The sequence below is a fragment of the Deinococcus sp. HSC-46F16 genome (assembly GCF_024171495.1).
GTDB lineage: Bacteria > Deinococcota > Deinococci > Deinococcales > Deinococcaceae > Deinococcus.
Genome location: NZ_JALJZW010000001.1, coordinates 305,069 through 329,183 on the forward strand (window position 1 = coordinate 305,069; position 24,115 = coordinate 329,183).

20 protein-coding genes are annotated in these 24,115 nt (G+C 71.8%); 14 read left to right on the top strand and 6 right to left on the bottom strand.

Going from position 1 to position 24,115, the window contains the following annotated elements:
• Positions 1–114: 114 nt before the first annotated feature.
• Positions 115–2,079 (bottom strand): DNA topoisomerase subunit B, encoded by a 1,965-nt coding sequence (locus L1280_RS01600; protein ID WP_253580266.1) that lies wholly within the window; start codon positions 2,077–2,079, stop codon positions 115–117.
• Between the two features lie 234 nt (positions 2,080–2,313).
• Between L1280_RS01600 and L1280_RS01605 the strand changes: the two genes are divergently transcribed.
• From L1280_RS01605 to L1280_RS01625, 5 genes are all read left to right on the top strand, one after another.
• Positions 2,314–4,404: a vWA domain-containing protein gene (locus L1280_RS01605; RefSeq protein WP_253580267.1), complete on the top strand. Its 2,091-nt coding sequence runs from the start codon at positions 2,314–2,316 to the stop codon at positions 4,402–4,404.
• A gap of 207 nt (positions 4,405–4,611) precedes the next feature.
• Positions 4,612–5,094 (top strand): hypothetical protein, encoded by a 483-nt coding sequence (locus L1280_RS01610; RefSeq protein WP_253580268.1) that lies wholly within the window; start codon positions 4,612–4,614, stop codon positions 5,092–5,094.
• Positions 5,095–5,145: 51 nt separating this feature from the next.
• Positions 5,146–5,784 (top strand): cyclase family protein, encoded by a 639-nt coding sequence (locus L1280_RS01615; RefSeq protein WP_253580269.1) that lies wholly within the window; start codon positions 5,146–5,148, stop codon positions 5,782–5,784.
• Complete coding sequence (gene kynU / locus L1280_RS01620) at positions 5,781–6,977, top strand: kynureninase (protein WP_253580270.1); 1,197 nt, start codon at positions 5,781–5,783, stop codon at positions 6,975–6,977. Before L1280_RS01615 ends, kynU begins: the two co-directional genes overlap by 4 nt.
• Positions 6,978–7,057: 80 nt before the next feature.
• A complete protein-coding gene (locus tag L1280_RS01625) occupies positions 7,058–7,675 on the top strand; it encodes a LysE family translocator (RefSeq protein WP_253580271.1) in 618 nt (205 codons plus the stop codon).
• 73 nt (positions 7,676–7,748) lie between these two features.
• Here the strand turns inward: L1280_RS01625 and L1280_RS01630 are convergent, their stop codons facing one another.
• A complete protein-coding gene (locus L1280_RS01630; RefSeq protein WP_253580272.1) occupies positions 7,749–8,213 on the bottom strand; it encodes a thioesterase family protein in 465 nt (154 codons plus the stop codon).
• Positions 8,210–8,539 carry a 4a-hydroxytetrahydrobiopterin dehydratase gene (locus tag L1280_RS01635; protein ID WP_253580273.1) on the bottom strand — a complete coding sequence of 110 codons (330 nt, stop codon included), beginning with the start codon at positions 8,537–8,539 and terminating at the stop codon, positions 8,210–8,212. Before L1280_RS01635 ends, L1280_RS01630 begins: the two co-directional genes overlap by 4 nt.
• A gap of 317 nt (positions 8,540–8,856) precedes the next feature.
• Between L1280_RS01635 and L1280_RS01640 the strand changes: the two genes are divergently transcribed.
• The 6 genes from L1280_RS01640 (at position 8,857) to L1280_RS01665 (ending at position 18,609) form a co-directional block, all read left to right on the top strand.
• Positions 8,857–9,636 (top strand): hypothetical protein, encoded by a 780-nt coding sequence (locus L1280_RS01640; protein WP_253580274.1) that lies wholly within the window; start codon positions 8,857–8,859, stop codon positions 9,634–9,636.
• Positions 9,637–9,806: 170 nt separating this feature from the next.
• Positions 9,807–12,272, top strand: coding sequence for a DNA mismatch repair protein MutS (gene mutS, locus L1280_RS01645; RefSeq protein WP_253581056.1), 2,466 nt, complete (start codon positions 9,807–9,809; stop codon positions 12,270–12,272).
• Between the two features lie 3 nt (positions 12,273–12,275).
• Complete coding sequence (mutL, locus tag L1280_RS01650) at positions 12,276–13,940, top strand: DNA mismatch repair endonuclease MutL (protein ID WP_253580275.1); 1,665 nt, start codon at positions 12,276–12,278, stop codon at positions 13,938–13,940.
• Positions 13,941–13,985: 45 nt separating this feature from the next.
• On the top strand, positions 13,986–16,121 hold the full coding sequence (locus tag L1280_RS01655) for a BTAD domain-containing putative transcriptional regulator (RefSeq protein ID WP_253580276.1): 2,136 nt from the start codon (positions 13,986–13,988) through the stop codon (positions 16,119–16,121).
• Between the two features lie 87 nt (positions 16,122–16,208).
• The gene (locus L1280_RS01660; protein ID WP_253580277.1) at positions 16,209–16,913 is read left to right on the top strand and encodes a hypothetical protein; all 705 of its coding nucleotides are present in this window, start codon (positions 16,209–16,211) and stop codon (positions 16,911–16,913) included.
• Positions 16,914–16,986: 73 nt separating this feature from the next.
• Positions 16,987–18,609, top strand: a complete 1,623-nt coding sequence (locus L1280_RS01665) for a thiol-activated cytolysin family protein (protein WP_253580278.1) — start codon at positions 16,987–16,989, stop codon at positions 18,607–18,609.
• Between the two features lie 25 nt (positions 18,610–18,634).
• Here L1280_RS01665 and L1280_RS01670 read toward each other — a convergent pair whose 3' ends face one another.
• A complete protein-coding gene (locus L1280_RS01670; protein WP_253580279.1) occupies positions 18,635–19,183 on the bottom strand; it encodes a flavin reductase family protein in 549 nt (182 codons plus the stop codon).
• Between the two features lie 24 nt (positions 19,184–19,207).
• Positions 19,208–19,723 (bottom strand): hypothetical protein, encoded by a 516-nt coding sequence (locus L1280_RS01675; protein WP_253580280.1) that lies wholly within the window; start codon positions 19,721–19,723, stop codon positions 19,208–19,210.
• A 111-nt stretch (positions 19,724–19,834) separates the two neighbouring features.
• Here L1280_RS01675 and gltX point away from each other — a divergent pair, with 111 nt between their 5' ends.
• Positions 19,835–21,277: a glutamate--tRNA ligase gene (gene gltX / locus L1280_RS01680; protein ID WP_253580281.1), complete on the top strand. Its 1,443-nt coding sequence runs from the start codon at positions 19,835–19,837 to the stop codon at positions 21,275–21,277.
• Positions 21,278–21,286: 9 nt separating this feature from the next.
• On the opposite strand, the gene L1280_RS01685 is transcribed toward gltX, so the two are convergent.
• Complete coding sequence (locus tag L1280_RS01685) at positions 21,287–22,414, bottom strand: WD40 repeat domain-containing protein (protein WP_253580282.1); 1,128 nt, start codon at positions 22,412–22,414, stop codon at positions 21,287–21,289.
• Positions 22,415–22,515: 101 nt separating this feature from the next.
• Between L1280_RS01685 and L1280_RS01690 the strand changes: the two genes are divergently transcribed.
• Positions 22,516–22,935, top strand: coding sequence for a cobalamin B12-binding domain-containing protein (locus L1280_RS01690; protein WP_253580283.1), 420 nt, complete (start codon positions 22,516–22,518; stop codon positions 22,933–22,935).
• The gene (locus L1280_RS01695; RefSeq protein ID WP_253580284.1) at positions 22,928–24,112 is read left to right on the top strand and encodes an MFS transporter; all 1,185 of its coding nucleotides are present in this window, start codon (positions 22,928–22,930) and stop codon (positions 24,110–24,112) included. Before L1280_RS01690 ends, L1280_RS01695 begins: the two co-directional genes overlap by 8 nt.
• The last annotated feature ends 3 nt before the right edge of the window (positions 24,113–24,115 follow it).

Genomic DNA, 24,115 nt, shown 5'->3' on the forward strand with positions numbered 1-24,115 from the left:
GGGGGTCAAGCAGGGCAGATGCTCCATTGTCCGCACTCCGACCAGCGGGTCAAGCCCCCAAAGGAAGAAGCCCGCCCCGTGCAAGTGGGGCGGGCTTCTCTGGTTTCCCTTCGCTTACACGCTGATCTCGGCGAAGCGGGCGTTGTCTTGAATGAACTTCTTGCGGGGGGCGACTTCCGAGCCCATCAGGTCCTCGAAGACCTCGTTGGTCTCCATCAGGTCCTCGACCTTGACCTGCTTGAGCGCCCGCGTCTCGGGGTTCATGGTGGTGTCCCAGAGCTGGTCGGCATTCATCTCGCCCAGGCCCTTGAAGCGCTGAATCTCGTACTTCTTGCCTTCCTTGTTGGCACGGGCGACGTGCGCCTTGAGTTCTTCCTCGGTGTAGAGGTAGGTGCCCTTCTTCTCGCGGCCCACCATGATGCGGTACAGCGGCGGCTGCGCGATGTAGAGGTAGCCCTGCTCGACGACCGGACGCATGTAGCGGTAGAAGAACGTCAGCAGCAGGGTGGCGATGTGCCCGCCGTCCATGTCCGCGTCGGTCATGATGATGATCTTGTGGTAACGCAGGTTGGAGAGGTCAAAGTGCATCCGGTCCCCGGTGCCCTCCACGCCCGCGCCGATGGCGCCGATCAGTGCCCGAATCTCGGCGTTCTTGAGAATCTTGTTCAGCTCGGACTTCTCGACGTTCAGGATCTTGCCGCGCAGGGGCAGGATCGCCTGGAAGCGGCGCTCGCGCCCGCCCTTGGCCGAGCCACCCGCCGAGATGCCCTCCACGATGAACAGCTCGGACTCGGCGGGGTCCTGCGAAGAGCAGTCGGCCAGCTTGCCGGGCAGATCGTCGTTCTCAAGGGGGTTGGAGCGCCGGACAATGTCGCGGGCCTTGCGGGCGGCCTCGCGGGCGCGGGCGGCCTCGGCGGCCTTTTCCACGATGGTCTTGCCGATCTTGGGGTTCTCTTCGAGGAACTCCGCGAACTTCTCGCCCACGATGGCGTTCACGGCGGTCTGCGCCTCGCTGTTCAGCAGCTTGACCTTGGCCTGCGACTCGAACTGCGGCTCGCCCAGCTTGACGCTGACCACGCAGTAGATGCCTTCGAGCAGGTCGTCGCCGCTGGGTACCGGGTTGCCGGACTTGATCAGGTTCTTGTCCTTGGCGTACTTGTTCAGGATGCGCGTGTAAGCGGTCTTGAAGCCGGTCAGCGGCGTGCCGCCGTCGCGGGTGCGAATCATGTTCGCGTACGTCAGGATGTTGTCGCTGGAGTAGGTGTTCGCGTGAATAAACGCGACCTCGACTTCTACGTCCATGTGCGAGCCGCGCATCACGATGGGCTGGTCGTACAGCAGCTTGGTGTCGTCGGTGACGAGGGCGCGGGCGAAGTTGGCGATGCCGCCTTCCTCGTGGAACACTTCTTCCCGAATCTCCCCGGCGTGCAGCTCGGTGCGCTCGTCGCGCACGACGATCTTCAGGCCGGTCAGGTAGGCCAGCTCGCGCAGGCGGCCCCGGATGCGGTCGTAATTGAAGAGGTTCTCGAACTCCGAGAAGACCTGCGGGTCGGGGTGGAAGGTGACCTTGGTCGACCACGTCACGTCGGCGGGCGTCTGGCCCAGCACTTCCAGCGGCGTGGTCACCGCGCCCTTCTCGAAGCGAATGTGGTGCAGTTGGCCGCCCTTGTTCACGGTCACGTCGAGGTAGGTCGACAGCGCGTTCACCACGCTGCTCCCGACCCCGTGCAGGCCGCCGGACACCTTGTAGGCGCCGCCGCCGAACTTGCCGCCCGCGTGCAGCTCGGTAAAGATCACCTCGATGGCGGGGCGGTTTTCGGACTTCATCAGGTCAACCGGGATGCCGCGCCCGTTGTCGGTGACAGTGGCCGAGCCGTCGGCGTGCATGATGACGTGAACCTCGTCGGCAAAGCCGCCCAGGCCCTCGTCGATGGCGTTGTCGATGATCTCGGTCAGCAGTTGGTGGTAACCGTCGATGCCGGTGCCGCCCTGCACGTACATGCCGGGGCGCTTGCGAACGGCCTCCAGCCCCTTGAGAATCGAGATGGAGCTGGCGTCATAGGCGGGAGTCTGGGTCATGATCCTCCTGGCGTTGCCCCCGTAGGGACACGTCCTGAGCTTGGGCAGGTCGATTCGGAAAAAACGGGCGCTGGGTGCGCCCCCGAAGGTCTTGACAGTATACTCCCAGACTTGAAACGGGTCAAATGGATTACGCATGGGGCGTAATCGGGGGTGGGGAGTTGGGCGGGTGTGGCGCCTGCGCCTCCGGCAGCATTGGACGCCCCCGGTATCAGCGGTCACAATGATGGGCGCATGCGCCCGCGTTCTGCCGTCCTCCTCGCCCTCTCTCCGTGGTTGCTGGCTCCCGAACTCGCGCCGTGGCCGGGCGGCCGGGCCGGGGCGGCGGCCTCTGTGGCGGCTTCCACCGTGACCCGTGCCGCCCCGCGCGTGACCCTGCGCCGCCTCCCCGCCGCGCTGCCGCCGGAGCAGTGCCGCCTGCCCGGACCACCCATGCCGACCGACGCGGCCACCTTCGCGGCGTCGCTGCCCAGCCGCACCCGCGTGGTCTTCGTGCTGGACACCAGCGGCTCCATGCGCGGCATCGGGGACGGGCAGGCGGACATCTTCGGGCGGGTCAAGGCGGCGGTGAACGGCTACGTGCGCTCCGAGCGGCCCGACCGGGTGGACCTCCTGACCTTCGACCAGGGGCTGCGCTCACGCCGGGGGTACGCTTTCCCGGCCGACCGGACGCGCTGGAACACCGACCTCGCCGCGCTGCGGGCCGACGGGCGCAACACCTACCTCTACCGCAGTCTGGGGGAGGGACTGGCGCCGTTGCAGGCCGGGGGGTACGTCACCACCGTGATCGTCCTGACCGACGGCACCGACAACGATCCCGCCGGGGACTGGACGGCGGCGCGGGCGCTGGCGGCCTTCCGGGGGCGGGGGGGGCTGGACACCCTGCATTACGTGGCGCTGGGGACGCCCCTGCCCGGCGACGCGCGGGCGGCGCTGCGGGCGAGCGGCTACGCGCGGGGCGTCAGTCTGCCGGTGGGCGAGGTGCCCGTGCTGGCGCGGGTGGCGCCGGGGACGGCCCTGCGCACGGTGAGCGACCCCGCGCGGGTGTCGGTACCCTGGCCCGACGGCACGCCGCTCACGCTGAGCGCCCCGGCAGGAGTCACGCTGGCCCGCCCGGTGGTGGAGGGTGGGCAGGCGGCCCTGCGCGTCGGGCGGGAGGTCGCCCCCGACACCCCGGCCCTGCTGTGCGCCCCCCCCGCCGCCGAGGGTGGCCTGCCCCGGCGGGCATTGCTGCGGCTGGCGGTGGGAGAGACGGCGGCGCCGAGCGCGGGGGCGGGGGCCTCGGCTCCGGCGCGGCCCCGGCAGACCGGGCTGCTGTGGCTCAATCCCGGCGCCGATCGCGCCCTGGGTCCCGGCGAGAGCGTCACCCTGCGCTACCGCCTGCCCGCTGAGCTGGCCTCCGAAGCCCTCTCGCTACGGCTTCCTCCCGGTCTGGGTGGAGAGGTCTGGACGCTGCCCGGCGGGCGCGAGGTGGCCGTGCAGCTCACGCGGGTGGGGGAAGGGGCGGGTGCGGGGGTCCCCCGGCTGATCGGGGGAGGGCGGACCTTCGACCTGACCCCGGTCGGGGGGCCGGGTGGGGGAGGGGACCGGGCTGGTGGGGGACTGGGAGCTGGGTGGACTGTCCTCGCCGGGCTGGGCCTCGCCGCGTTGGTGGGAGCGGGCCTGCTGCTGGGTCGCCGCCGTCGCCGCCCACGGCCCACCCCGCCGCCCGCGCCCGTTCACCCCGCGCCCGAGGCCGTGGAGGGGCTGGAGTACACCCCCGCCCTCGCGCTCTCGCTGGTGGGCCGGGGCGGGCGGCGGCAACCGCTGGCGGCGCCGCTGGACGCCCCCTTCGACCTGGGGCAACTCGCGCGGGTGCCGCACCTCAGCGGGCTGCGGCTGGCACACGAGGCGGGGGGCTTGCGGGTGCTGCGCGTTCCCGCCGACCTGGAGGTCAGCCAGGGCACCCGCCTGCTGCGGGAGGGCGAGGTCGTGCGCCCCGGCACCCTGCTGGGGCTGGCGGTGGCCCGGCCCTCGCGCTCGCCGCACCCGCCGCTGGGGAGCTTGGTGGGGCTGGGGCTGCCGCTCTCGCTGCACGCCGACGGGGTGGGCCTGCGCCTGAGCGGTCCCTACGGCGAACACGCCCTCACGCTGGCGCCGGGGCTGGTGGACCTCGGGCTGCTGCTGGGCGCTCCCGCGCTGGAGGGTCTGCGCGTGACCGTCAGCGGCCCGCGCGTGCTGCTGGCGACCGTGCCGAGCGGCTTGAGGCTGCGCCGCACGGCCGACGGTGCCGAATTGCGGCCGGGGACTTACCTGCCACCGGAGACGGGGTTGGAGTGGGTGTAGGGCGGAGTGCCCGTCTGCTTGGGGGTGAGCTGTACCAGTCCTCCGCAAGGGGGGAAGAGAGATGTCGTTCCGGGCAGTAGGTTCCTCGTTGTAGCAGGCCTGAAAAGGAAGCCGTCGCCTGCCCCCTCCCCATTTGTCCTCCATTTGACGAGTTAAGGCGTCCCCCAGAGTCAGTCCACCCGCCTCTCCCGCGTTAGGCTGCTCCTCATGGAGTTGCTGCGGCTCATTCACGGGTACCAGTTCAACAATGCGCTGGCTTTTCTCTTTCCCACGCCCTACGCGCTCGCCACGCTGGTGCTCTTTGTGTGGAGCCTCGGCCCGGCGCTGAAGGGGGAGCTGCGCGGCGGCTTCCTCGCATGGCTGCGCGTGACCTGGGTGCTGACATTGATTCCGGTCGTGACGGGCGTGATTCTCTCGCTGGGGGGCGCGAAGGTGCCCAGTGCCACCGCCGTGCAGGATGGCCTGACCAAGTACCGTTACCCCGCCGACCCCAGCCGCGACTGGGAACACTGGATGTACTCGGCCTTCTGCCTGCTGAGCCTCTACGTGCTGGAGGTGCTGGTCCGGGGCAAGCTCGTCGAGCACCGCCGGGGCCTGCGCTTCCTGCCCGTCGTGACCCTCTTTCTGTACGGCTGCGCGTACATGGTGGGGCGCGTAGCGGTGTTTCCGGGGAGTACGCCGGGAACGTAAGCGGCGAGCGGCCAGCTTCCCTGGGCGCTGGCGGCTGGTAGCCTCTTTTCCATGCACGACATCTCCAGACCCCTCACCCCCGGTCATCCCACCTGGCCGGGGGACGCGCCGTATCGCCTGGAACAGGGGGCGCGGATCGCGCGGGGCGACAGCGTGAACACGGGCGAACTGCGGACCAGCACGCACACCGGCACCCACGTGGATGCCCCCTGGCACTACGCCGACGACGCGCCCCGGCTGGACGAGGTTGGGCTGGAGGCGTACCTGGGCCGCTGCCGGGTGCTGACGGTGCAGGCGCAGGCGGGATTGGTGGAGCCGGAGGTGCTGGACGGCCTGCCCCAGGCCTTCCCGCCCCGGCTCCTCCTCCACACCGGCCAGCCTGCCCACTGGGCCGAGTTTCCGGAGGATTTTGCGGCCCTCTCGCCCGACTTCGTGCGCGAGGTCGCCCGGCGCGGGGTGCGGCTGATCGGCACCGACAGCCCCAGCGTGGACCCCCTCACGAGCAAGACGCTAGACGCCCACCACGCCTGCCGCGAGGCCGGAGTTCTGATTCTGGAGGGCCTCAACCTCAGTGCGGTGCCGGAGGGCGAATATGACCTCGTGTGCCTGCCGCTGCCCCTCGTCGGGGCGGACGGTGCCCCCGCCCGCGCGGTGCTGCTGCCCGCCGGAACCCTCCCGGAGACCCTATGACCGACGGCGCCCTGAGACGTGACCTGTTCGCCATGCCCCCCGGCATCTACCTCGACGGCAACAGCCTCGGCGTGATGCCGCACGCGGCGCGGGAGGCAGTGCTGCGGCGACTGGACGAGTGGCAGCGCGACGCGGTGGGCGGCTGGGACGCCTGGTTCGGCCTCGCGGAGTCGCTCTCGCCCCAGATCGGGCGGCTGGTGGGGGCGCACCCGCACGAGGTCATCGCCACCGGCAGCATCACCGCCAACCTCCACTCCCTGCTCGCCACCCTGTACCGGCCCCACGGCAAACGGCAGCACCTCGTCGCCACCTCGCTCGATTTCCCGTCGGATGTGTACGCCCTCCAGAGCTGGGCCGCGCGGCACGGGGCGGAGGTTCGGCTGATTCCTTCCCGCGACGGCCACACCCTGCACGAGGACGACATCGCGGCGACGCTAGGGGACGATGTGGCGCTGGCCCTGCTGCCCACCGTGCTTTACCGCTCCGGACAACTGCTGGACGTGCCGGGGGTGACGCGCCTGGCCCATGAACGCGGCATCCTGATCGGCTGGGACGCGGCGCACAGCATCGGGAGCGTGCCGCACGCCTTGCATGAGGCGGGGGCCGACTTCGCGGTGTGGTGCCATTACAAGTACGTCAACGCGGGGCCGGGGGCACCGGGCGGCCTGTTCCTGCACGAGCGGCACCACGGCCTCGGCCCCGGCCTGCGCGGGTGGTGGGGCCATGACAAGGCGACCCAGTTCGAGATGGCGCACGGGTTTCGCCCGGCGGCGGGGGCCGGGGCGTATCAGCTCGGCACCCCGCCCATCCTGGCGCTGGCCGCGTTGGAGGGCGCCTTGACCGTCTTCGATGCCGTGGGCATGGCCGAGGTCCGCGTCCGCAGCCTGGAGCTGACCTCGTCCCTGATGGCGCGGGTGGGCGAGCACCTGCCCGAGCTGCGCGTCGTCACCCCCCGCGAGCCGGGGCAGCGCGGCGGACACGTCGCCCTCGCGCACCCGGAGGCCCACGCCCTGAGCCTCGCCCTGCGCTCGCGCGGCATCGTCCCCGACTTCCGCCAGCCCGACATCCTGCGCCTCGCCCCCGTTGCGCTGTACAACACCGAAGCCGAGCTGGAGGAGACGGTGCGCGTCCTGCGCGAGTTGCTGGACACCGGGACGCACCGGGCGGCCCAGGCGGCGGGACTGGTGACGTAGGGCGTGTGGAGAAGAGAAGTCGGTGGGCGGCGTCCCGCAACGTCTCCCGCCTTTCTTTCCAGGCCCTGTTACCCTGAACCATGGATTCCGCCCTCCTCGCCTTCGCGGGCCTCTCGCTGCTGCTGACGGTCACGCCGGGGGCAGACACGGCGCTGGTCACGCGAGCGGCGCTGGCGGGGGGGCGTCCGGCGGGGTTCGGGGCGGTGCTGGGGGTCACGAGCGGGCTGCTCGTGCACGCGGCCCTGAGCGCCCTGGGCCTGAGCGTGCTGCTGGCCCGCAGCGCGGCGCTGTACGAGGCCGTGCGGCTGGCAGGAGCCGCTTACCTGCTTTACCTCGGCGTGCGGGCATGGCGCGAAGCCCGGCACACGGCGCAGGCTGCCGGGGCGCCCAGCCCCCGCCTGGGCTTCGGCCCAGCCCTCGCGCAGGGCCTGACCACCAACGTGCTCAACCCCAAGGTGGCCCTGTTCTACCTCACCGTGCTGCCCGGCTTCGTCCACCCCGGTGAGGGTGTCCTGGTGCGGTCGCTGACCCTCGCGCTGATCCACTTCGGGTGGGGCGTGATCTGGCTGGGCCTGCTCGTGCTCCTGATCGGGACCCTCGCCCCCCGTCTGCGCTCGCCGGGCGTCCGCGCCACGCTGGAACGAATCACGGGCGCGGCGATGGTGGCGCTGGGGCTGCGGGTGGCGCTGAGCCGTTGACCCGGCGCGGCGGAAACAGCGGACAGGCGGGCGACGTTCCGGGACGCGGCCCAGCCTCTGTGCAGGACCCCCACTAGAACCCGAAAGCCTCCAGCACCTCGCGCGGCGCCCGCTTGGGCCGCCCGCTCACCGGGTCCACCCAGACCCACTCGGTCTGGCACTCGGCCAGCCGCTCGCCGTCGCTGCCGTCCTCGGTCGCCCGGTCGAGGGTGTAAGCGCGGACGCTGCGGACCCCGGCATGTTGGGTCAGGGCCGTGCGGACACGCACCCGGTCCCCCAGCAGCGCGGGCTTGTGGTACGTGATGACATGCTGCCGCGCGACGGGGACGGCTCCCAGCGCGACCAGCGCGTCGGTGCCCATGCCCTCGCGCAGCGCGTGGGCACGGGCCACCCGCTCGCACCACGCGAGGTAGACGGTGTTGTTGACGTGGTTGAGGTCGTCGAGGTCGTCCGGCTCCACGGTGAGGGTCAGCTCGTGCCTGCGCCGGGCGGGCAACTCGGCCCACAGCACGTCGGCGTCGGGAATGGTGAGCTTCAAGCCTGCGCCTCCTCCCACAGCCGGTTCACGGCCCGCGCCCCCTCGATGTCCGCCATCGTGACGCCGCCCGCGTCGTGGGTGAAATAGCGCACCCGCAGCCGCGCGTAATGGAGGTGGAGGTCGGGGTGGTGCCCGGCTTCCTCGGCCATCTGGGCGATCCGCAGGGTGAAGTCCACGCCGTCCATATAGCTCCCGAACTTGAAGTCCCGGTAAAGCTGGCCGTCGTTGCCCCACCAGCCTTCGGGTTTGAGGTCCTGCACGTCGCCGTCACTGAGTTTGCGGCTGGCGTCGTGCGCCATGCGGGGGTCGTAGGGGTGGTAGCTCATGCGGCCCATGCTAGGGCGCCCACGTTCACCGCGCGGCCGGGCGGGACGCGGTGCACTCCCCCGCCGGGGGAGGTGTGACATTTTGCGCATCTTGAAGTAGCCTTTAGCCCTCATCAGGTTGCGGTCAGAAAGGGAGGAAGCTATGCGCATGCTGCTACTCAAGCTGCTGGGGCGTCGTCGCCCGTCTCTGCGGAGTCGGCCGCTGGCGGCTCCGGTCATCACGGAATTCGACCTCTTGCGGGCGCTGGGATGTGACGAGTAGAGGGCCGTCAGATCGGCTTGCGGGCCGGGCTGGGTGGGGGTACGGTGAGGGCGTTATGAAAAAACTTTCCATGCTGGCCCTGGCCTCCGCTGGTCTCCTGCTCGCCGCCTGTGACCGCACCCCGCCGCCCAGCAACCTGAACTCTCTGTCCGGCACCGTGGTAGAGGGGAATTTCGTGGAGACGACGACCTCCCTTCGCCTCGCGACGGGTGCCTGGACGGGCGGGGCGGGCAGCGTGCGGGGGTACCTTGTCGGTGAGGACGGCGTGGCCGGACAGCCTGCGGCGACGGGCACGCTCGGGGCGGACGGCAAGTTCGCCCTGACGCTGCCCACGCCCACGGCGGCGCAACTCACGGCGCTGGACACGGACCTTTTCGGTGCCCTGCCGGAGGACTACGACTTCGCGCAAGACTGCGTACCGCAGGTCACGGCCAGCGACCAGTCGGTCCGCAGCACCACGATGGTGGTGGAAGTTGACGCGAACAAGGACGGCCCCGTCTTGCCCATCGCCCTGTCCTTGGACGCGACGCCCGGTCAGGGCAAAGCCAACCTCAGCCTCGGCGGGCTGATGTACGTCGACCGCAGCGTCACGCTCAAGGGCACCCGCACCTGCACCGCGCAGGGCGAGCGCCTCACCGTTCAGGTCGACCTGAGGCTGGGCAAGGGTTGGAACAAGGTGCAGTTCGCCGTCACGGGCGACGAGGCGACCGGAGCTTACGCTGTTAGTGCTGTCTCGGGCGGCTTCTCGTCGGACAACTGGGTTTACCTGAACGAGGATCTGTCCGGGCTGAGCGTGGGGTCCAAGCTTCCCAAGCCCGCCTTCCTGGGCCGCTAACCCCCCCACCTCCGGGAGTCGCCCCCACACGGGGCGGCTTTCCTTTTTCCCACTCCCAAACGCGACTTCCATTCCGCTGAGAACAGAATGGGCTGCGCTATGCTCGGCGCGTGCCGGGAGCTGCTGCCCAACATGTGCTCAAAGGAACCGGGTCGGGAGTGCTGCCGCCGATGCTGGAGCAGTACGTCGCCCTGCGGGACCTTCACCCCGAGTTCCTGCTGCTGTTTCAGTGCGGGGACTTCTACGAGACCTTCGGCGAAGACGCCGAGCGCCTCTCGCGGCTCTTGGGCATCGCCCTGACCCACAAGAGCAGCAAGGACTTCTCCACTCCGATGGCGGGCGTGCCCATCCGGACGCTGGACAGCAACGTCGAACGCCTGCTCGCGGCGGGCGTGCGGGTGGCCGTCGCCGACCAGATCGAGGAACCCGGCTCGGGACTGGTGGACCGCAAGGTCACCCAACTGCTCACGCCGGGCACCGTCACCGAGGAGCGGCACCTCACCGCCGACGAGAACTACCTCGGCGCGGTGGCGACCGGGGACGGGTACGCGCTCGCGCTGCTGGACCTCTCCACCGGGGAGTTCCGCTGCGCCGCCTTCCACACCCGCACCGCCCTCTACGACGAACTCGCCCGCCACCGCGCCCGCGAGGTGCTGCTGGCCCCGGAGCTGTCGGGCAACGCGGCGCTGCTGGCCGATTTCCAGACCCGCTTCCCGGTGATGCTCTCCCCTGCGAACTTTGCAGAGGACGCCGCCCGCGACGAGCTGAGGGCCGTGCTGGGCGAGGTGCCGGGGTCGCTGGGGAGCGCGGCGCTGGTGCGGGCCTGCGGGGCGGTGCTGGGCTATGCCCGCGAGGTGCTGCAAGGGCGGCTGGAGATGGTGCGCCGGGTGGTGCGCTACGAGCCGGGCGCCCATATGCGCCTCACCGACGCGGCGGCGCGGGCGCTGGAGATCTTCCACGCGCAGTCCCCGCAGGGGGTCACCCTGACCGACGTGCTGGCCGAGACGCGCACGGCGGGCGGGCGGCGGCGGCTGCGGGCGTGGCTGCGGGCGCCCCTGCTGGACGAACTCAGCATCCGCTCGCGGCTGGACGCGGTGGAATCGCTGACCCGTGCCCCCGACCTGCGCGGCGGCGTGCGGGCGCTGCTGTACCGGGCGCACGACCTCGAGCGTCTCTCCGCCCGCGTCGCCACCCGCCGGGCCACCCCCCGCGAGGTGGCCTCGCTGGCCCGCACGCTGGAGCTGCTGCCCGAGGCCACCCGGCTCCTGAACGAGCAGGACGGCCTGCTGGGCAGCTTGCAAGCGCGGCTGGGCGGTCTGCCCGACGTGGTGACCCTCATCCGCGCCGCGCTGGTGGACGACCCCCCCATCCGCGCGGGCGAGGGCGGCTTGATCCGCGACGGCTTCCACGCCGAACTCGACGGCCTGCGCTCGGAGGCGCTGGGGCACCGGGCGTGGCTGGCCGAGCTGGAGACCACCGAGCGCGTCCGCACCGGCATCGGCAGCCTGAAGGTGGGCTTCAACAACGTCTTCGGGTACTACCTGGAGGTCAGCGGCGCGAACCTGAGCAAGGTGCCCGCCGACTACCGCCAGATCGCCACCCTGAAAGACCGCGCCCGCTTCACGAGGCCCGACCTACGCGAGCGCGAGCGCGAGATCGCCCGGCTGGAGGCGGCGGCCGGGCGGCTGGAGCTGGAGGTCTTCACCGGGCTGCGCGACGGCCTCGCCACGCACGCCGAGGCGCTGGCGGAGGCGGCGGGGGCGCTGGCCGAACTCGACGTGCTCGCGGCCCTGGCCGAGATCGCGGTGGAATGCGGCTGGGTGCGGCCCCAGACTTCCGGGGGGGCGGCGCGGCTCTCTCAGGCACGGCACCCGGTCGTGGAGCGGGCGACGGGTGGGCGCTTCGTGCCCAACGACGCAGAACTGGGAGGAACGCGCCACACCCTGCTCCTCACCGGGCCGAACATGGCGGGCAAGAGCACCTACCTCCGCACAGTGGCCCTCTGTGCGCTCCTGCATCAGGTCGGCTCCTTCGTGCCCGCCGACCACGCCGAGTTGCCCGTCTACGACGCGATTCATACCCGCATCGGGGCCTCGGACGACCTCGCGGGAGGCCGCAGCACCTTCATGGTGGAGATGAGCGAACTCGCCACCATCCTGCATGGGGCCACCCACCGCAGCCTCGTCATTCTGGACGAGGTGGGGCGCGGGACCTCCACGCTGGACGGTCTCGCCATCGCGCAGGCGGCGCTGGAGCACCTGCACGCGACCGGGGCGCACACCCTCTTTGCCACCCACTACTTCGAGCTGACCCGGTTGGAGGCCGACCTGCCGGGCCTGGTCAACCTCCACGTTGCCGCCGAGGAGGACGAGGGCAATGGCCTGACCTTCTACCATCAGGTCATTCCCGGTGCGGCTCGCCAGAGTTACGGGGTGGAGGTCGCCCGTCTCGCCGGGCTGCCCGCGCCCGTCACCACCCGTGCCGCCCGGCTGCTGACCGCCCTGAACAGCGGTGGGGACGACCGCAAGCTGACCCGCGAACTCGCCGCCCTGGACCTGGGCCGCCTGACGCCGATGGCGGCGCTGGAGCTGCTGCACCGCTGGCAGGGTGAGCTGCGCGGCAGTGGAGAGGACTAGGCCATGACCATTCACCTGCTCCCCCCCCACGTCGCCCGGCTGATCGCCGCCGGGGAGGTCGTGTCGCGGCCCCTTGACGTGGTGCGCGAACTCGTGGACAACGCCCTGGACGCGGGCGCGAGCCGCATCGAGATCGAGGTGGAGGGGGGTGGCCTCGGCCTGATCCGGGTGCGCGACAACGGGGGCGGCATCCCCGCCGATTCGGTGGCACTGGCCCCCGCCCGGCACGCGACGAGCAAGCTGGCGCCCGAAGCGGGCGCGGTGGAGCGGGTGACCACCCTGGGCTTCCGGGGCGAGGCGCTGTGGGCGGCGGCGCAGGCGGGCGACCTGCATCTGGTGACCCGCCCGGCGGCGCAGGTGGGCGCGGCGGAGGTCACGGCCTCGGGCGACGACGTGACGGTGCGCCGCACCTCCGCCCCGGCGGGGACGACGGTGACGGTGCGGAGCCTCTTTGCCCGCCTGCCCGCCCGCCTCCGCACCCAGGCCCCCGCCGCCGCCGAGGTGCGCGACATCACCGCGCTGGTGGGGCGCTACGTGCTGCACCATCCGGGCCTGCACTGGCGGCTGACTGTGGACGGCGAGGCCCGGCTGACCCATGCCCCCGCCGACCACCGGGGCGCGGTGGCGAGCGTGTACGGACCGCTGAGCGCCAACCGCGTGCTGATGGTCGAAACGGACGGCGTGCGCGGCGTCGTCTCCCGCCCCGAACTCACCCGCGCCCGGCGCGACCGGATGCACTTCAGCGTGAACGGGCGGCCCGTGCTCGCGCCGCCGGAGCTGGAGCGGGCCGTGATCGACGGCTTCGCGGAGTTGCTGCCCTCCGGGGTGGCCCCGCTGTGCGTGCTGGACCTGACCGTCCCCCCCGAGGACCACAACCCCAACGTGCACCCGGCCAAGCAGGTCGTCGCGCTGGCCGACCTCCCCGGCGTGGCGGCGCGGGTGCGGGCGGCGGTGACGGGGGCGCTGGCGGCGCATCCGCTGGTGCGGGCGGCCCCGGCGCCCCTCGCTCCCCCCGAGCCGTCCGCCACGCCCGCCGCGAGCGGCAACTTTCCCCGCCTCACCCTCCTGGGCGTCTATCAGGAGCTGTACCTTCTCGCGCAGGGGGAGGGCGACCTGTGGGTCGTGGACGCGCACGCGGCGCACGAGCGGTCGCTCTACGAGCACTTCACGCGGGCGCTGGGGGCGCAGCCGCCCGTCGAACTCCCCGAACCCGAGCTGCTGCACCTTACCCCCGAACAGGTCGCCCGCCTGCACGAGCGCGGCGCCGAGCTGCGCGGCTGGGGCCTCACGCTGGAGGACTTCGGCGCGGGGCTGGCGCGGCTGCGGACGCTGCCTGCCGTCCTCGCCGCGCTCCCGGTGCCCCGGCTGCACGAGCAGATCGTGGAGGCGGCCCTGGGGGACGGTCCCGATCCCCGCCGCGAGGTGCTCGCCCGCCTCGCCTGCGCCCCCGCGCTGAAGGCCGGGATGCTGGACGCGGGGAGGGGAGAGGCGGTGCTCTCGGCCCTGTCCGGCTGCGAGCAGCCCTGGTCGTGCCCCCACGGGCGGCCCACGGTGCTGCGCCTGCCCGAGCGCGACCTCGCCCACGCCTTCGGGCGCCGGGGAGTGCGCGACGTGGCGCGGGGGCGGGACGAGGTGCCGGGAGCGTCCCCGAGGCTGCCCGGCCGCTGACCCCGGAAGCCCGCGCCGGGTCATGATGGGAGAGGGTGACCGGACATGATCGAGGCCGCTTTGCTGGGTCCGCCGGAACTGCGGTGCGGAGGACGGGCCGTCCCGCTGCCGACGCGCAAGGCCCTCGCGCTGGTGGCCTACCTCGCCCTGGAGGGCCGCACGTCCCGCGCCGTGCTCGCCGAGCTGCTGTGGCCCGACGCGGGAGGCGGGCAGGCGCGTGGGCACCTGCGCCGCGAACTGCACCGCCTGCGCCAGACCCCGCTGGGCACCCTGCTCGCGGCGGTCGCGGGGGACGTGGCGCTGGGGCCGGGCCTGACCTGTGACGTGTCCACCTTCCGGGCACAGGCGGAGGCCGGACGCCTGGACGAGGCGCTGGCCCTGTGGCGGGGCGAGCCCCTGGCCGGATTCGGGCTGCCGGGAGCGCCCGCCTTCGAGGAGTGGCTGGGTGGGCAGCGCGAGCGGCTGGCCGGGCTCCGCCAGGACCTCCTGCGCCGCCGGGCCGAGGCACTGGAGGCGGCGGGTGAGCTGCGTCCGGCGCTCGCCCAGCGCCTGGAGCTGCTGCGGGCCGACGAACTCACCGAGGCCCACCACCGCGAGGTCATGCGGCTGCACGCGCTGCTGGGCGAGCGGGCGGCCGCGCTGCGGCAGTTTGAGCGCCTCAGGCAGGTGCTCGCCGACGAACTCGGCCTCGCCCCCCTGCCCGAGACCCTGCGGCTGGCGCGTGAGATCGGGCGGCGCACGGTCCCGCGCCCGGTGCCGCCCGGTCCTCCTCCCCTCCACCCACCCGCGCTGGTGGGCCGGGAGCGCGAGTGGGCACAGATGGAGGCGGCCTGGGCCGCCGGGCAGCCGATCTACATCACGGGCGAGCCGGGGGTCGGCAAGACCCGGCTGATGCTCGATTTCGCGGCGTCGAAGGGGGCCTGCGAGCCCAACGACGGGCGGCCGGGCGACGCGGGCCTGCCCTACGCCTCGCTGGCGCGGGGGCTGCGCGGCCTGCTGGAGCGGCAGCCCGAGTTGCGCGGACAGTTGCCCGCCTGGGTGCGGCAGGAACTCTCCCGGCTGCTGCCCGAACTCGGGGACGCCCGCCCCCCGCCCCTGCGGGTTCCGGAGGACCGGCGGCGGCTGCTGGACGCCGGGCTGGTGCTGCTGGGTCTGGGCACCCGCGACCGCCTCGCGCTCACCACCGACGACCTGCATCTCTTCGACCCCCTGAGTTTCGAGGCGGGCGCGTACTTCACGGGCAGCCCAGCCCTGCCGCTGCGGGTGCTCGTGACCTTTCGCCGTGACGAACTGCCGCCCGTCGCGTGGCAGGCGGTCCGGGAGCAGGTGGACGCTGGGCGGGCACTGCTGCTGGAACTGGAGCCGCTGTCTGTGGAAGCACTTGCCGAACTGCTGGAGGAACTGGACCTCCCCACGCCCCCGGCCGGGGACCTGGCGGGGGCGCTGCACCGCTACACCGGCGGCAACCCGCTGTTCGTGCTCGAAACGGTGCGCCACCTGCTCGGCACGGGGGAACTCGCGCGGGGGCTTCCGGAACATCTGCCCCCACCGGGCCGGGTGCGGCCGATCATTGCCCGCCGCCTGGAACATCTGCCGCAGGGGGCTGCGCGGCTCGCGCAGGTCGCGGCGGTCGCGGGCGAGGATTTCAGCCTGGACCTCGCGGGCCGGGTGTTGGGCACCGATCCACTGGACCTCGCGCCGGTCCTGGGGCGGCTGGAGCAAGATGGCCTGCTGCGCGGCGAGCGCTTCGCGCACGACCTGCTGCGCGACGGCGTGCTCGCCTCCCTGCCCGGACCCGTCCGTCACCTGCTGCACGCCCGCGTGCTCGCCGCGCTGGGAGAAGGAGCGCGGGTTGCCGTGCGTGCCCGGCACGCGGTCGCGGCGGGCGTGCCGCAGGCCCACCCCCTCAGCCTCGCGGCGGCGGCCGAGGCCACGCACCTCCTCGCCCCCCAGGAGGCGCTGGGGCACCTGGGTCAGGCGCTGAGCTTTGCCCCCACCGACCGCGACGCCTTCGACATTTACTGGGCTCGCCTCCCCCTGTGGCTCGCGGTGGGGGACCGGGTGGGCTGGACGCAGGACCTGGCCGCCCTGGACGCCCTGGCGGTCCGGCTGGACGACCCTGAGCTGGCCCGGCGGGTGGCCCTGGCCGGAGCGGGAACGCAGCCTGCGGACCTGCCCTGAGCCGCCCGCCCTTGCCACGCTGTTGCCACGCCCCCCCGCCTAAGGTGGCTCCACGCCTCCCCAGCGGAGACAAAGGAGCGTGAACCTGTGGCAACCTGGCACACCGGACAAAGGCTCGGGCTGGTCCTGGCCCTGACAGGTGCGGCCCTGGCGCAGACGGCCTCGACGCCCCTGCTCCTGACGATCGGTGGCCGCCCCGCCACGAGCCGGGCCATCGTGGTGGGCGGCAAAACCTACGTGCCGCTCGACGCCCTCCAGGCGGCGGGCGTCAGCGCGACCCGCGCGGGGAACACGCTCGCGCTGACGCTGCCGGGGACCGCGCGTGCTCCGGCCGCCGGTCAGGCCCCCGGCGGGGCGAACCAGGTGGCGGCAGTCGAGGGCTGCTTGGGAGAGCTCCTCTTCAACGGGGTGCTGCGCCTGCGGGTGCAGCGGGTCGAGGACCTGGGGACCCACTGGGGCGTGACCCTGGAGGTCCGCAACGGCACGGACAAACTCGTCAGCACGACCGAGATGACGGGCCTCGACATCTACGGCGAGGAACTCAGCCTGACGACGGCGGACGGCCAGACCCTGACCCACTCCAGCGCTGGAGACGCCTGGTCGCTGGCGATTCGCCAGAAGCTGCCCCCCGGCGCGGCCTTCGTGGCCCGCAAGGAGTTCGCCAAGCGGGGACAGGGCAGGCCCCTGCGGTTGGTGCTGTTCCTCGATCCCCAGGCGCGGAGCCGGGACTCCTCCCTGCGCTACACCGTCTCTGACCCCAGCTTCCGGGTACGGCTGGATTGCCAGAGGTGAAGGTAGAGCGTCCGTCCAGGCACCGCAGCCGTTTCAACCGTTTGGCCTGCCCCTCACCCAGGAGGTGTCCACCATGCTTCACCACAGGCCTTCGGCCCGAGTCCTGCTGCTCGGCGCCGCCCTGCTCACCCCCGCCGGGGCGCAGCCGCAGGTCGCGCCGCGTCTGCCGCCCCTTCCGGTGAGTCCCGTCCCGGTGCCCTCCCTGAATCTGCGCCAGATCGAGCAACTGAGCGGCCCGGAGTTGCTGAGGGTGCTGACCCAGAACAACATCGAGTTCCGGGTCATTCCCAGGCCCCTCCAGATTCCCATCGTCCGGCCGCCCGTAACCAAGCTGGGAGGCCCGACCACCAGCACCCAGGACACCCCCGACGGCCAGCTCCTCTGCTCCGTCCAGCGCTACCGCCTAAGTTCGGCGCCCCCCGAGTACGCGGTGAAGACGCTCGATCAGGACACGCTGTGGGTGGGCGCCTTTGTCCGCACGGCGGGGCTGGAACTGGGCAGCATGCAGGCCGTCAGCGTCCCCGAAGTGCGCCGCCATCCTTACCGCATCACCTCGGCGCTGCCGTCCACGGCAGGGTCGGCGACCATCCAGCCCAACCAGACGGCGTACAACCTGGCGGTGGCGGCCGTGCGGCAGGGGGTGGTGGGCAGCCCCTTCGGCTCCACCATCCGCTACGAGATCACCGAGCAGAGCAGTGCGGAGACCTCGGCCCTGAAGCTGGGCCTGCGGGCGGGCGGCATCGGCTACAGCGTGAAGGCGGCGGGGAGCTACAGCACGGACAACCGGCAAAACCGCGTCTCCGCCGTGTTCGTGCAAAACGCCTTCACCCTGAACGCCGATCTGGGCGGCAGCACGCCGCAGGGCGCTTTCCTGAAGGCCCCCACCCCCGAGGACCTGGCGGCCCTGACGGACCCGGCCAACGCGGCCGCGTACATCGATTCCATCACCTACGGGCGGCTGCTGTTCGTCGAGATGACGGGCAGCTACTCGTCGCAGCAGATGAAGGCCGCGCTCGACGCCTCGTACTCGGGCGTCAGCGCCAGCGTGCAGGCCGAGACCCAAAAGGTGCTGAGCAGCAGCCGCTTCAACGTGTACGCCGCCGGGGGCAACGAGGCGGCCGTGGTCGACCTGATCCGCACCCAGCGCCTCGCCGACTATTTCCGGGGCAGCAGCGACCCGCGCACCCTGGTGCCCATCAGCTTCACCGCCCGCACGTTCGTGGGGGGCGCCTACGCCGCCTCGGCCACCACGGGCGAGTATGCCGAGTCGGTCTGCAATCCCAACAGCCTGAAGGTCGGGGTGCGCGTCTCCTACCGCTCCATCGAGCCGGAAGACGACCGCTACGACGACGTGTTCGGGGAACTCAGCCTGAACGGCGCGGAGGTGTGGTCGCGGGGGTCGAGCCAGCGGGTGGACCTCTACCGGGGGCAGACCCTGAACCTGTACAGCGCCCCGGCCCCCCTCACCCTGAACTACGGCGAGCCGCGCACCCTGACCCTGGCCGCCCGGCTGATGGACTGGGACCAGTTCAGCCCGAACGACGTGATCGGCACCTGGAGCGAGGCGATCGACCTGCGTGCCGTGGCAGACGAGTTCCGGGCCAGCGGCGGCGACCTGGTGCGCCGCGAGTTCCGCAAGCGGGGCGCGGCCGACGCGGACGGCGTGCTGATCGTGGAATTCATCCGGAGCAGTTGACCCGGCGGGGTGAAAAGGGCTTGGCTCAGCCCCCGAACTCCTCCGGCGGATAGGCCACCCGCTCCCGCGTCGTCGTCACGTAGGCGCTGCGGCCCAGGTACACGGCGGCCTCTCCCGCGAACAGCCCGGAGTCGTCGTACATTGCCGGGTCATACCGCACTCCCGTCACCCGCCCCACGAAGAGGTCGTGGTCCCCGGTCGGCACCACCTCCGTCACCTCGCAGGTGTAGTGCAGGTAGGCCCCGGCGAGGGCCAGCCCGGCGTCTGGCCGCGTCTCCAGGCCCAGCCGCGCGAACTTGTCCTCCCCGTCATGCCGGGTCAGCACCCCTGCCCCCTGCACCGCCCGCGCCGCCGCGAAGGGCAAAAAGTTCACGCCGAAGCGCCCGCTTCCCAGGATGAGGGGATGAGTGGCCCGCTCCCGCCCCACCGCCACCCCGTACAGTGGTGGCTCGGCGCTCAGGGCCGTGTGCCAGCCCACGCTGAGCACGTTGCGGGTGCCCGCGTGCTCGGCGGTCACGAGGGCGACGGTGCCGGGGTAGGAGCCGAAAAAACGGGTGGTCTGGGCCGAGAGCATGGCCCTGAGGATAGGGGCCGGGCCTTACTTCCGCGCCACTTCCAGCTCGCCGCTGTTCTGGGGGTCGGGGCGAAACTGCCGGGCGAGGGAATCGCAGATCCAGCGCTGGAGGTGGCCGCGCCCGCCCTCGCCGCTGACCTCACTGGCGCGGACAAAGGTCACGGTAACCTGATAGGTTTCCTGGAACCCGCCCTCGCAGGCGCTGCCCTGCCCGAACTGCCCCACCAGATTGACGGTGACGGGACTGGCCCGGAAGATGCTGCGGGTGCCGCTGGCCTGAAAGCTCTGCTTCAGGGCGCGGCTGAACACGCTGGCGGTCACGTCGTACCCGCTCACCTTGACGCTGATGTCCAGCAGCCCCGTCTGGTTGTTCTGACCGCGCAGGCGGCCGACATACTCGCCGCTGAGGTCGAGGTCGGGCTGGTTGGGAATGGGCTGGACGAAAAGGTACGGGCTCGGCACAGGCGTCGCCGGGGCGAACTGCGCGGAGGCGCCCCCGGTCAGCAGGGCGAGGCAGGTCAGGACGGCGCGGCGGGTCATGCGGGGGAGCGTATCAGCGGGCGAGGATGGCCGAGGGCGAATCTGCGGCGGGGCCGTGTCGGGGCCGTCCTCGCTCCGCCTCCCGCCCCGCTCTCGTAACATGGCCCCCATATGCCTGTCGTCACCCGCATCGCCCCCAGCCCCACCGGAGACCCGCACGTCGGGACGGCCTATATCGGCCTCTTTAACCACACCCTCGCCGCGCAGGCCCGGCACAGAGGCGAGGAAGGCCGCTTCATCCTCCGCATCGAGGACACCGACCGGGGCCGCTACGTCGCCGATTCGGAACCCCGCATCTTCCAGATGATGCAGTGGCTGGGCCTGACCCCCGACGAGTCCCCCCTGCAAGGCGGCCCCAACGGGCCTTACCGCCAGAGCGAGCGCTCCGACCTGTATGGCGACTACGCCCGGCAGCTCGTCGCCTCCGGGCACGCCTACTACGCCTTCGAGACGCCCGAGGAACTGACCGCTCTGCGCGAGCAGGCGCAAGGTGAAGGCCGCGTGATCGCGGTCCCCAGCCGTGACCTCGATCCCCAGGAGGCGCAGCGGCGGGTGGATGCGGGCGAGGCCGCCGTCATCCGCCTGAAGGTCCCGCGCGAGGGCCAGACCGTCGTGAACGACAGCCTCCGCGACCCCATCACCTTCCAGAACCGCGAGATCGACGACAAGGTGCTGCTCAAGGCGGACGGCTTCCCGACCTACCACCTCGCCAACGTGGTGGACGACCGCCGGATGGAGGTCACCCACGTCGTCCGCGCCGAGGAGTGGATCACCTCCACCCCCATCCACGTGCTGCTCTACCAGGCGTTCGGCTGGCCCGAACCCGTCTGGGCGCACATGCCGCTGCTGCGCAACGCCGATCGCAGCAAGATCAGCAAGCGCAAGAACCCCACCTCGGTCGAGTGGTACATGGACCAGGGTTTTCTCCCCGAGGCGATGCTCAACTTCCTCGCCACAATGGGCTGGACGCACCCCGACGGCCAGGAAATCTTCGACCTCGCCGAGTTCCAGCGCGTCTTTCGGCTGGAGGACGTGACCCTGGGCGGCCCCGTCTTCAGCCTCGACAAGTTGAAGTGGATGAACGGCAAGTACCTGCGCGAAGTGTTGGGCGAGGAAGAGGTCGCCAAGCGGCTGCACGCCTACCTCGCCTCGCAGAAGCACGACCTGCCGCTGGACGACTATTTCCGCGCCGTCGTCCGGATGATGATTCCGCGCATGGACGTGTTCTCCGAGTTTCTGGAGAAGACCCCCTACTTCTGGTCCGAGGACTACCCCGTCACCGAGAAGGCGCAGAAACTGCTCGACGAGGGCCGATCCTTCCTGCCCGACCTCGCCGCCCGGCTGAAGAACCTGCCCGCCTTCGACCAGGCCACGACCGAGGCGGCGCTGCGGGCCTTTGCCGAGGAGCGCGGCCTCAAGCCCGGCAAGGTGATGCAGCCCCTGCGGGCGGCGGTCGCCGGAACGGGCGAGAGCCCCGGCATGTTCGAGATGCTCGAAGCGCTGGGGCGGGACCGCGTGGTGGCGCGGGTGGAGCGGGCGGCGCGGGACGGGTAGGCCCCCGGCTCAGTTGCCCGGCAGCGCGTAGACGTTCAACCGGCCGTCACCGGAGGCCACGGCGAGGCGGTTTCCTTCCCGGCTGACGGCGAGGGAGGGCCACAGTCTGGCCTTGTCGGGGAAGGGGCGCAGCGGCTCGAGCACCTGCGCGGGCTGCTGCAGGTTCGCCCGCAGGATGCGGCCGTCGTCCAGAGCCGCGAACAGCAGGTTGTTCGGCGTGACCTCCACGTCTGTGACCTGCACGCTGGGGCCGGGGGTCTTCAGGTGCGCGACCCGCCGACCGCTCCCCACGTTCCAGACGGCCACCCCGAATTGACGTTCGTTGGCCAGCACGAACTGACCGTCCGGGCTGAACATGGGGGTGTCGGGATACTCGCGCCTGTCCATGCGGGGGTAGCTCCTCAGCCCCCCGGCGGCGACGTTCCAGACCCGCACTTCGCGGTCGCAGGAGAAGGCGAGCTTCGTGCGGTCGGCACTCCAGTTCACGCCCGCCCCCATCGTGCGGAAGCAGTCGGCGGGCTGCCGAGGGGTGACCTTCAGGCGGCGGCCCAGGTCGGACGCCCAGAGTTCCACCCTCCGGCCTGCGCCCAGAGCGGCCAGCGTGCGGCCATCCGGACTGAGGTGGAGACTTTCAAACTTTCCCGGCTGCGTCCGGAGCAGCTTCCCCGTGCGGGCGTCCCAGCGGCGCAGGCCCGAGTCGTCCCGCGTGAGGAGGAACCGACCATCCGGCGTGAAGTGCGTGTCGAAGTTGAACTCGCCTCCCTCGGGTCGGTCGCAGCCGAAGATGTGGGTGAAGTCACCCTGCACCGCCGCGACCTGGCGCCCCGCCGTCACGTCCCAGACGACAACCTGGCATTCGTCGAAGGCGAGCTGCACGGCCAGGGTGCGGCCCTCCGGCGTCACGGTGGGCGAGCGCAACTTGCCGTTGCCAGGGAAGGTCACCGCGCGGGCTGGACCCTGCCGGGGCACCAGCACGGCCGTCGCGCCGTCGTCATCCACGGCCAGGGTTCGCTGGCCATCGACGTGGACAGCCGACCGTGCCCCCGGATGGTTCAGCGTCTGCATGGGGGCTGGAAAGGGCGCGGCGGCCTGGGCCGCACTCGTCAGAGCCAGACTCAGGGGCAGGAGGAAACGCATCCTCCCAGTCTGAGGCGTCCGGGTGACCCGTGCCTGAAGATTCCGCACGCGGGGGGCGGCTACAATGCGCCCCAAGAGCAGTTTCGAGGAGGAAACAGACTATGGAAGATCGCCGCATCAGGGTCTTGATCGCCAAGCCCGGCATGGACGGCCACGACCGGGGGGCCAAGGTGGTGGCCCGCGCCCTGCGTGACGCCGGAATGGAAGTCGTGTACACCGGTCTGCGCCAAACCGCCGAGATGATCGTGAACGCCGCCATTCAGGAGGACGTGGACGCCATCGGCCTCAGTGTCCTGTCGGGCGCCCACATGCACTACTTCCGCGAGGTGTCCGCCCTGCTGCGTGAACGCGGCGCTTCGGACATCATCCTCTTCGGCGGGGGCATCATTCCCGATCAGGACCTCCCCAAGCTGGAGGAGCTGGGCGTGGGCCGCGTATTCACGCCGGGCGCCAGCACCGAGGACGCCGCCACCTACCTCAAGACCGCCGTTGCCGAACGCTGGGCCGCCCAGGGTGGCTGAGCCGCCCGCCCCTGCCGTTCCGGCCGCCGCCCCTGCCCTCCCGCTGGGGCGGCTTTTTCCGCTGTACGCGGCGCAGGCGCTGGCGACTGGGGCCACCACCGTCAGCACCATCCTCGCGGCGCTGGTGGTGGGCAACCTGGGCTTCGGGTCGCTGATCGGCCTGCCCGCCACCCTGATCAGCGCGTCGGCGGCGCTCTCGGCGGGCCTGTTCGGGGCGCTGATGCTGTCGCGGGGGCGGCGGGTGGGGCTGGCCTCGGCCTTCGCGTTGGGCGCCGTGGGCGCGGGGCTGGGCTTCGTGGGGGCGCGGGCGGGCCTGCTTCCCGTCTTCCTGCTGGGGGCCTCGCTGATGGGCGCGGCGCAGGGCGGGTATCAACAGGCCCGCTACGCCGCCGCCGAGAGCGTGCCCGACTCGCGCCGGGGCACTGCCCTGGGTCTGCTGATGCTGATGAGCGTGGTGGGCTCGCTGCTGATGACCGGCTTCTCCGGTGGGGTAGAGCGTCTGGGCGAACGGCTGGGCACCACCCCGGAGGTCGCCGGGTGGTTGGTCGGCGGGGGCCTGCTGGGGGTGGCGGCCCTCCTGATGCTGGCATGGCGTCCGGTCTCGGGTCCGGCGGGGCAGGTCAGGGGGGCGCGGCCCAGCTTTGCGGCCACCTTCCGAATACCCGGCGTGCGCTCCACCGCCCTCGCCCTCGCCACCGCGCAGGGCCTGATGGTTACCCTGATGAGCCTAACCCCCCACCGCGCCCACGAGATGGGGGTGGACCACGCGGGGGTCGCCGCGCTGATCTCGGGGCACATCGTCGGCATGTTCGGCTTCGGCTGGCTGACCGGGCCGCTGATCGACCGCCTGGGGGTGCGGGTGGGGTATGTGGGCGGCTCGGTGCTGTTGGCGGCGGCGGCCCTCAGCGCGACGCTGCCGGGGGCCGCGTGGCTGGGCGTCAGCATGTTCGTGCTGGGGCTGGGGTGGAATCTGGCCTTCGTGGCGGGCAGCAAGGCGCTCTCGCGCCACCCGGCCGCGCAGGGTCTGACCGATGGGCTGGGGTATGTGGCTGCCGGGGCGGGGACGTTGCTGGGCGGCCTCGTGATCGCGCGGCTCGGGTTTCCGGCGCTGGCCTCCGCGTGCGCGGGGCTGGCGCTGCTGCCGCTGTGGAGCGCGTGGCGGGTGGGGCGGGGGTAGGCG

What these genes read in the sequence shown, in the direction of transcription:
- L1280_RS01600 (WP_253580266.1), bottom strand. Translation starts at nt 2,079, where the DNA reads ATGACCCAGACTCCCGCCTATGACGCCAGCTCCATCTCGATTCTCAAG.
- L1280_RS01605 (WP_253580267.1), top strand. Translation starts at nt 2,314, where the DNA reads ATGCGCCCGCGTTCTGCCGTCCTCCTCGCCCTCTCTCCGTGGTTGCTG.
- L1280_RS01610 (WP_253580268.1), top strand. Translation starts at nt 4,612, where the DNA reads ATGGAGTTGCTGCGGCTCATTCACGGGTACCAGTTCAACAATGCGCTG.
- L1280_RS01615 (WP_253580269.1), top strand. Translation starts at nt 5,146, where the DNA reads ATGCACGACATCTCCAGACCCCTCACCCCCGGTCATCCCACCTGGCCG.
- kynU (WP_253580270.1), top strand. Translation starts at nt 5,781, where the DNA reads ATGACCGACGGCGCCCTGAGACGTGACCTGTTCGCCATGCCCCCCGGC.
- L1280_RS01625 (WP_253580271.1), top strand. Translation starts at nt 7,058, where the DNA reads ATGGATTCCGCCCTCCTCGCCTTCGCGGGCCTCTCGCTGCTGCTGACG.
- L1280_RS01635 (WP_253580273.1), bottom strand. Translation starts at nt 8,539, where the DNA reads ATGAGCTACCACCCCTACGACCCCCGCATGGCGCACGACGCCAGCCGC.
- L1280_RS01640 (WP_253580274.1), top strand. Translation starts at nt 8,857, where the DNA reads ATGAAAAAACTTTCCATGCTGGCCCTGGCCTCCGCTGGTCTCCTGCTC.
- mutS (WP_253581056.1), top strand. Translation starts at nt 9,807, where the DNA reads ATGCTGGAGCAGTACGTCGCCCTGCGGGACCTTCACCCCGAGTTCCTG.
- mutL (WP_253580275.1), top strand. Translation starts at nt 12,276, where the DNA reads ATGACCATTCACCTGCTCCCCCCCCACGTCGCCCGGCTGATCGCCGCC.
- L1280_RS01655 (WP_253580276.1), top strand. Translation starts at nt 13,986, where the DNA reads ATGATCGAGGCCGCTTTGCTGGGTCCGCCGGAACTGCGGTGCGGAGGA.
- L1280_RS01665 (WP_253580278.1), top strand. Translation starts at nt 16,987, where the DNA reads ATGCTTCACCACAGGCCTTCGGCCCGAGTCCTGCTGCTCGGCGCCGCC.
- L1280_RS01670 (WP_253580279.1), bottom strand. Translation starts at nt 19,183, where the DNA reads ATGCTCTCGGCCCAGACCACCCGTTTTTTCGGCTCCTACCCCGGCACC.
- L1280_RS01675 (WP_253580280.1), bottom strand. Translation starts at nt 19,723, where the DNA reads ATGACCCGCCGCGCCGTCCTGACCTGCCTCGCCCTGCTGACCGGGGGC.
- gltX (WP_253580281.1), top strand. Translation starts at nt 19,835, where the DNA reads ATGCCTGTCGTCACCCGCATCGCCCCCAGCCCCACCGGAGACCCGCAC.
- L1280_RS01685 (WP_253580282.1), bottom strand. Translation starts at nt 22,414, where the DNA reads ATGCGTTTCCTCCTGCCCCTGAGTCTGGCTCTGACGAGTGCGGCCCAG.
- L1280_RS01690 (WP_253580283.1), top strand. Translation starts at nt 22,516, where the DNA reads ATGGAAGATCGCCGCATCAGGGTCTTGATCGCCAAGCCCGGCATGGAC.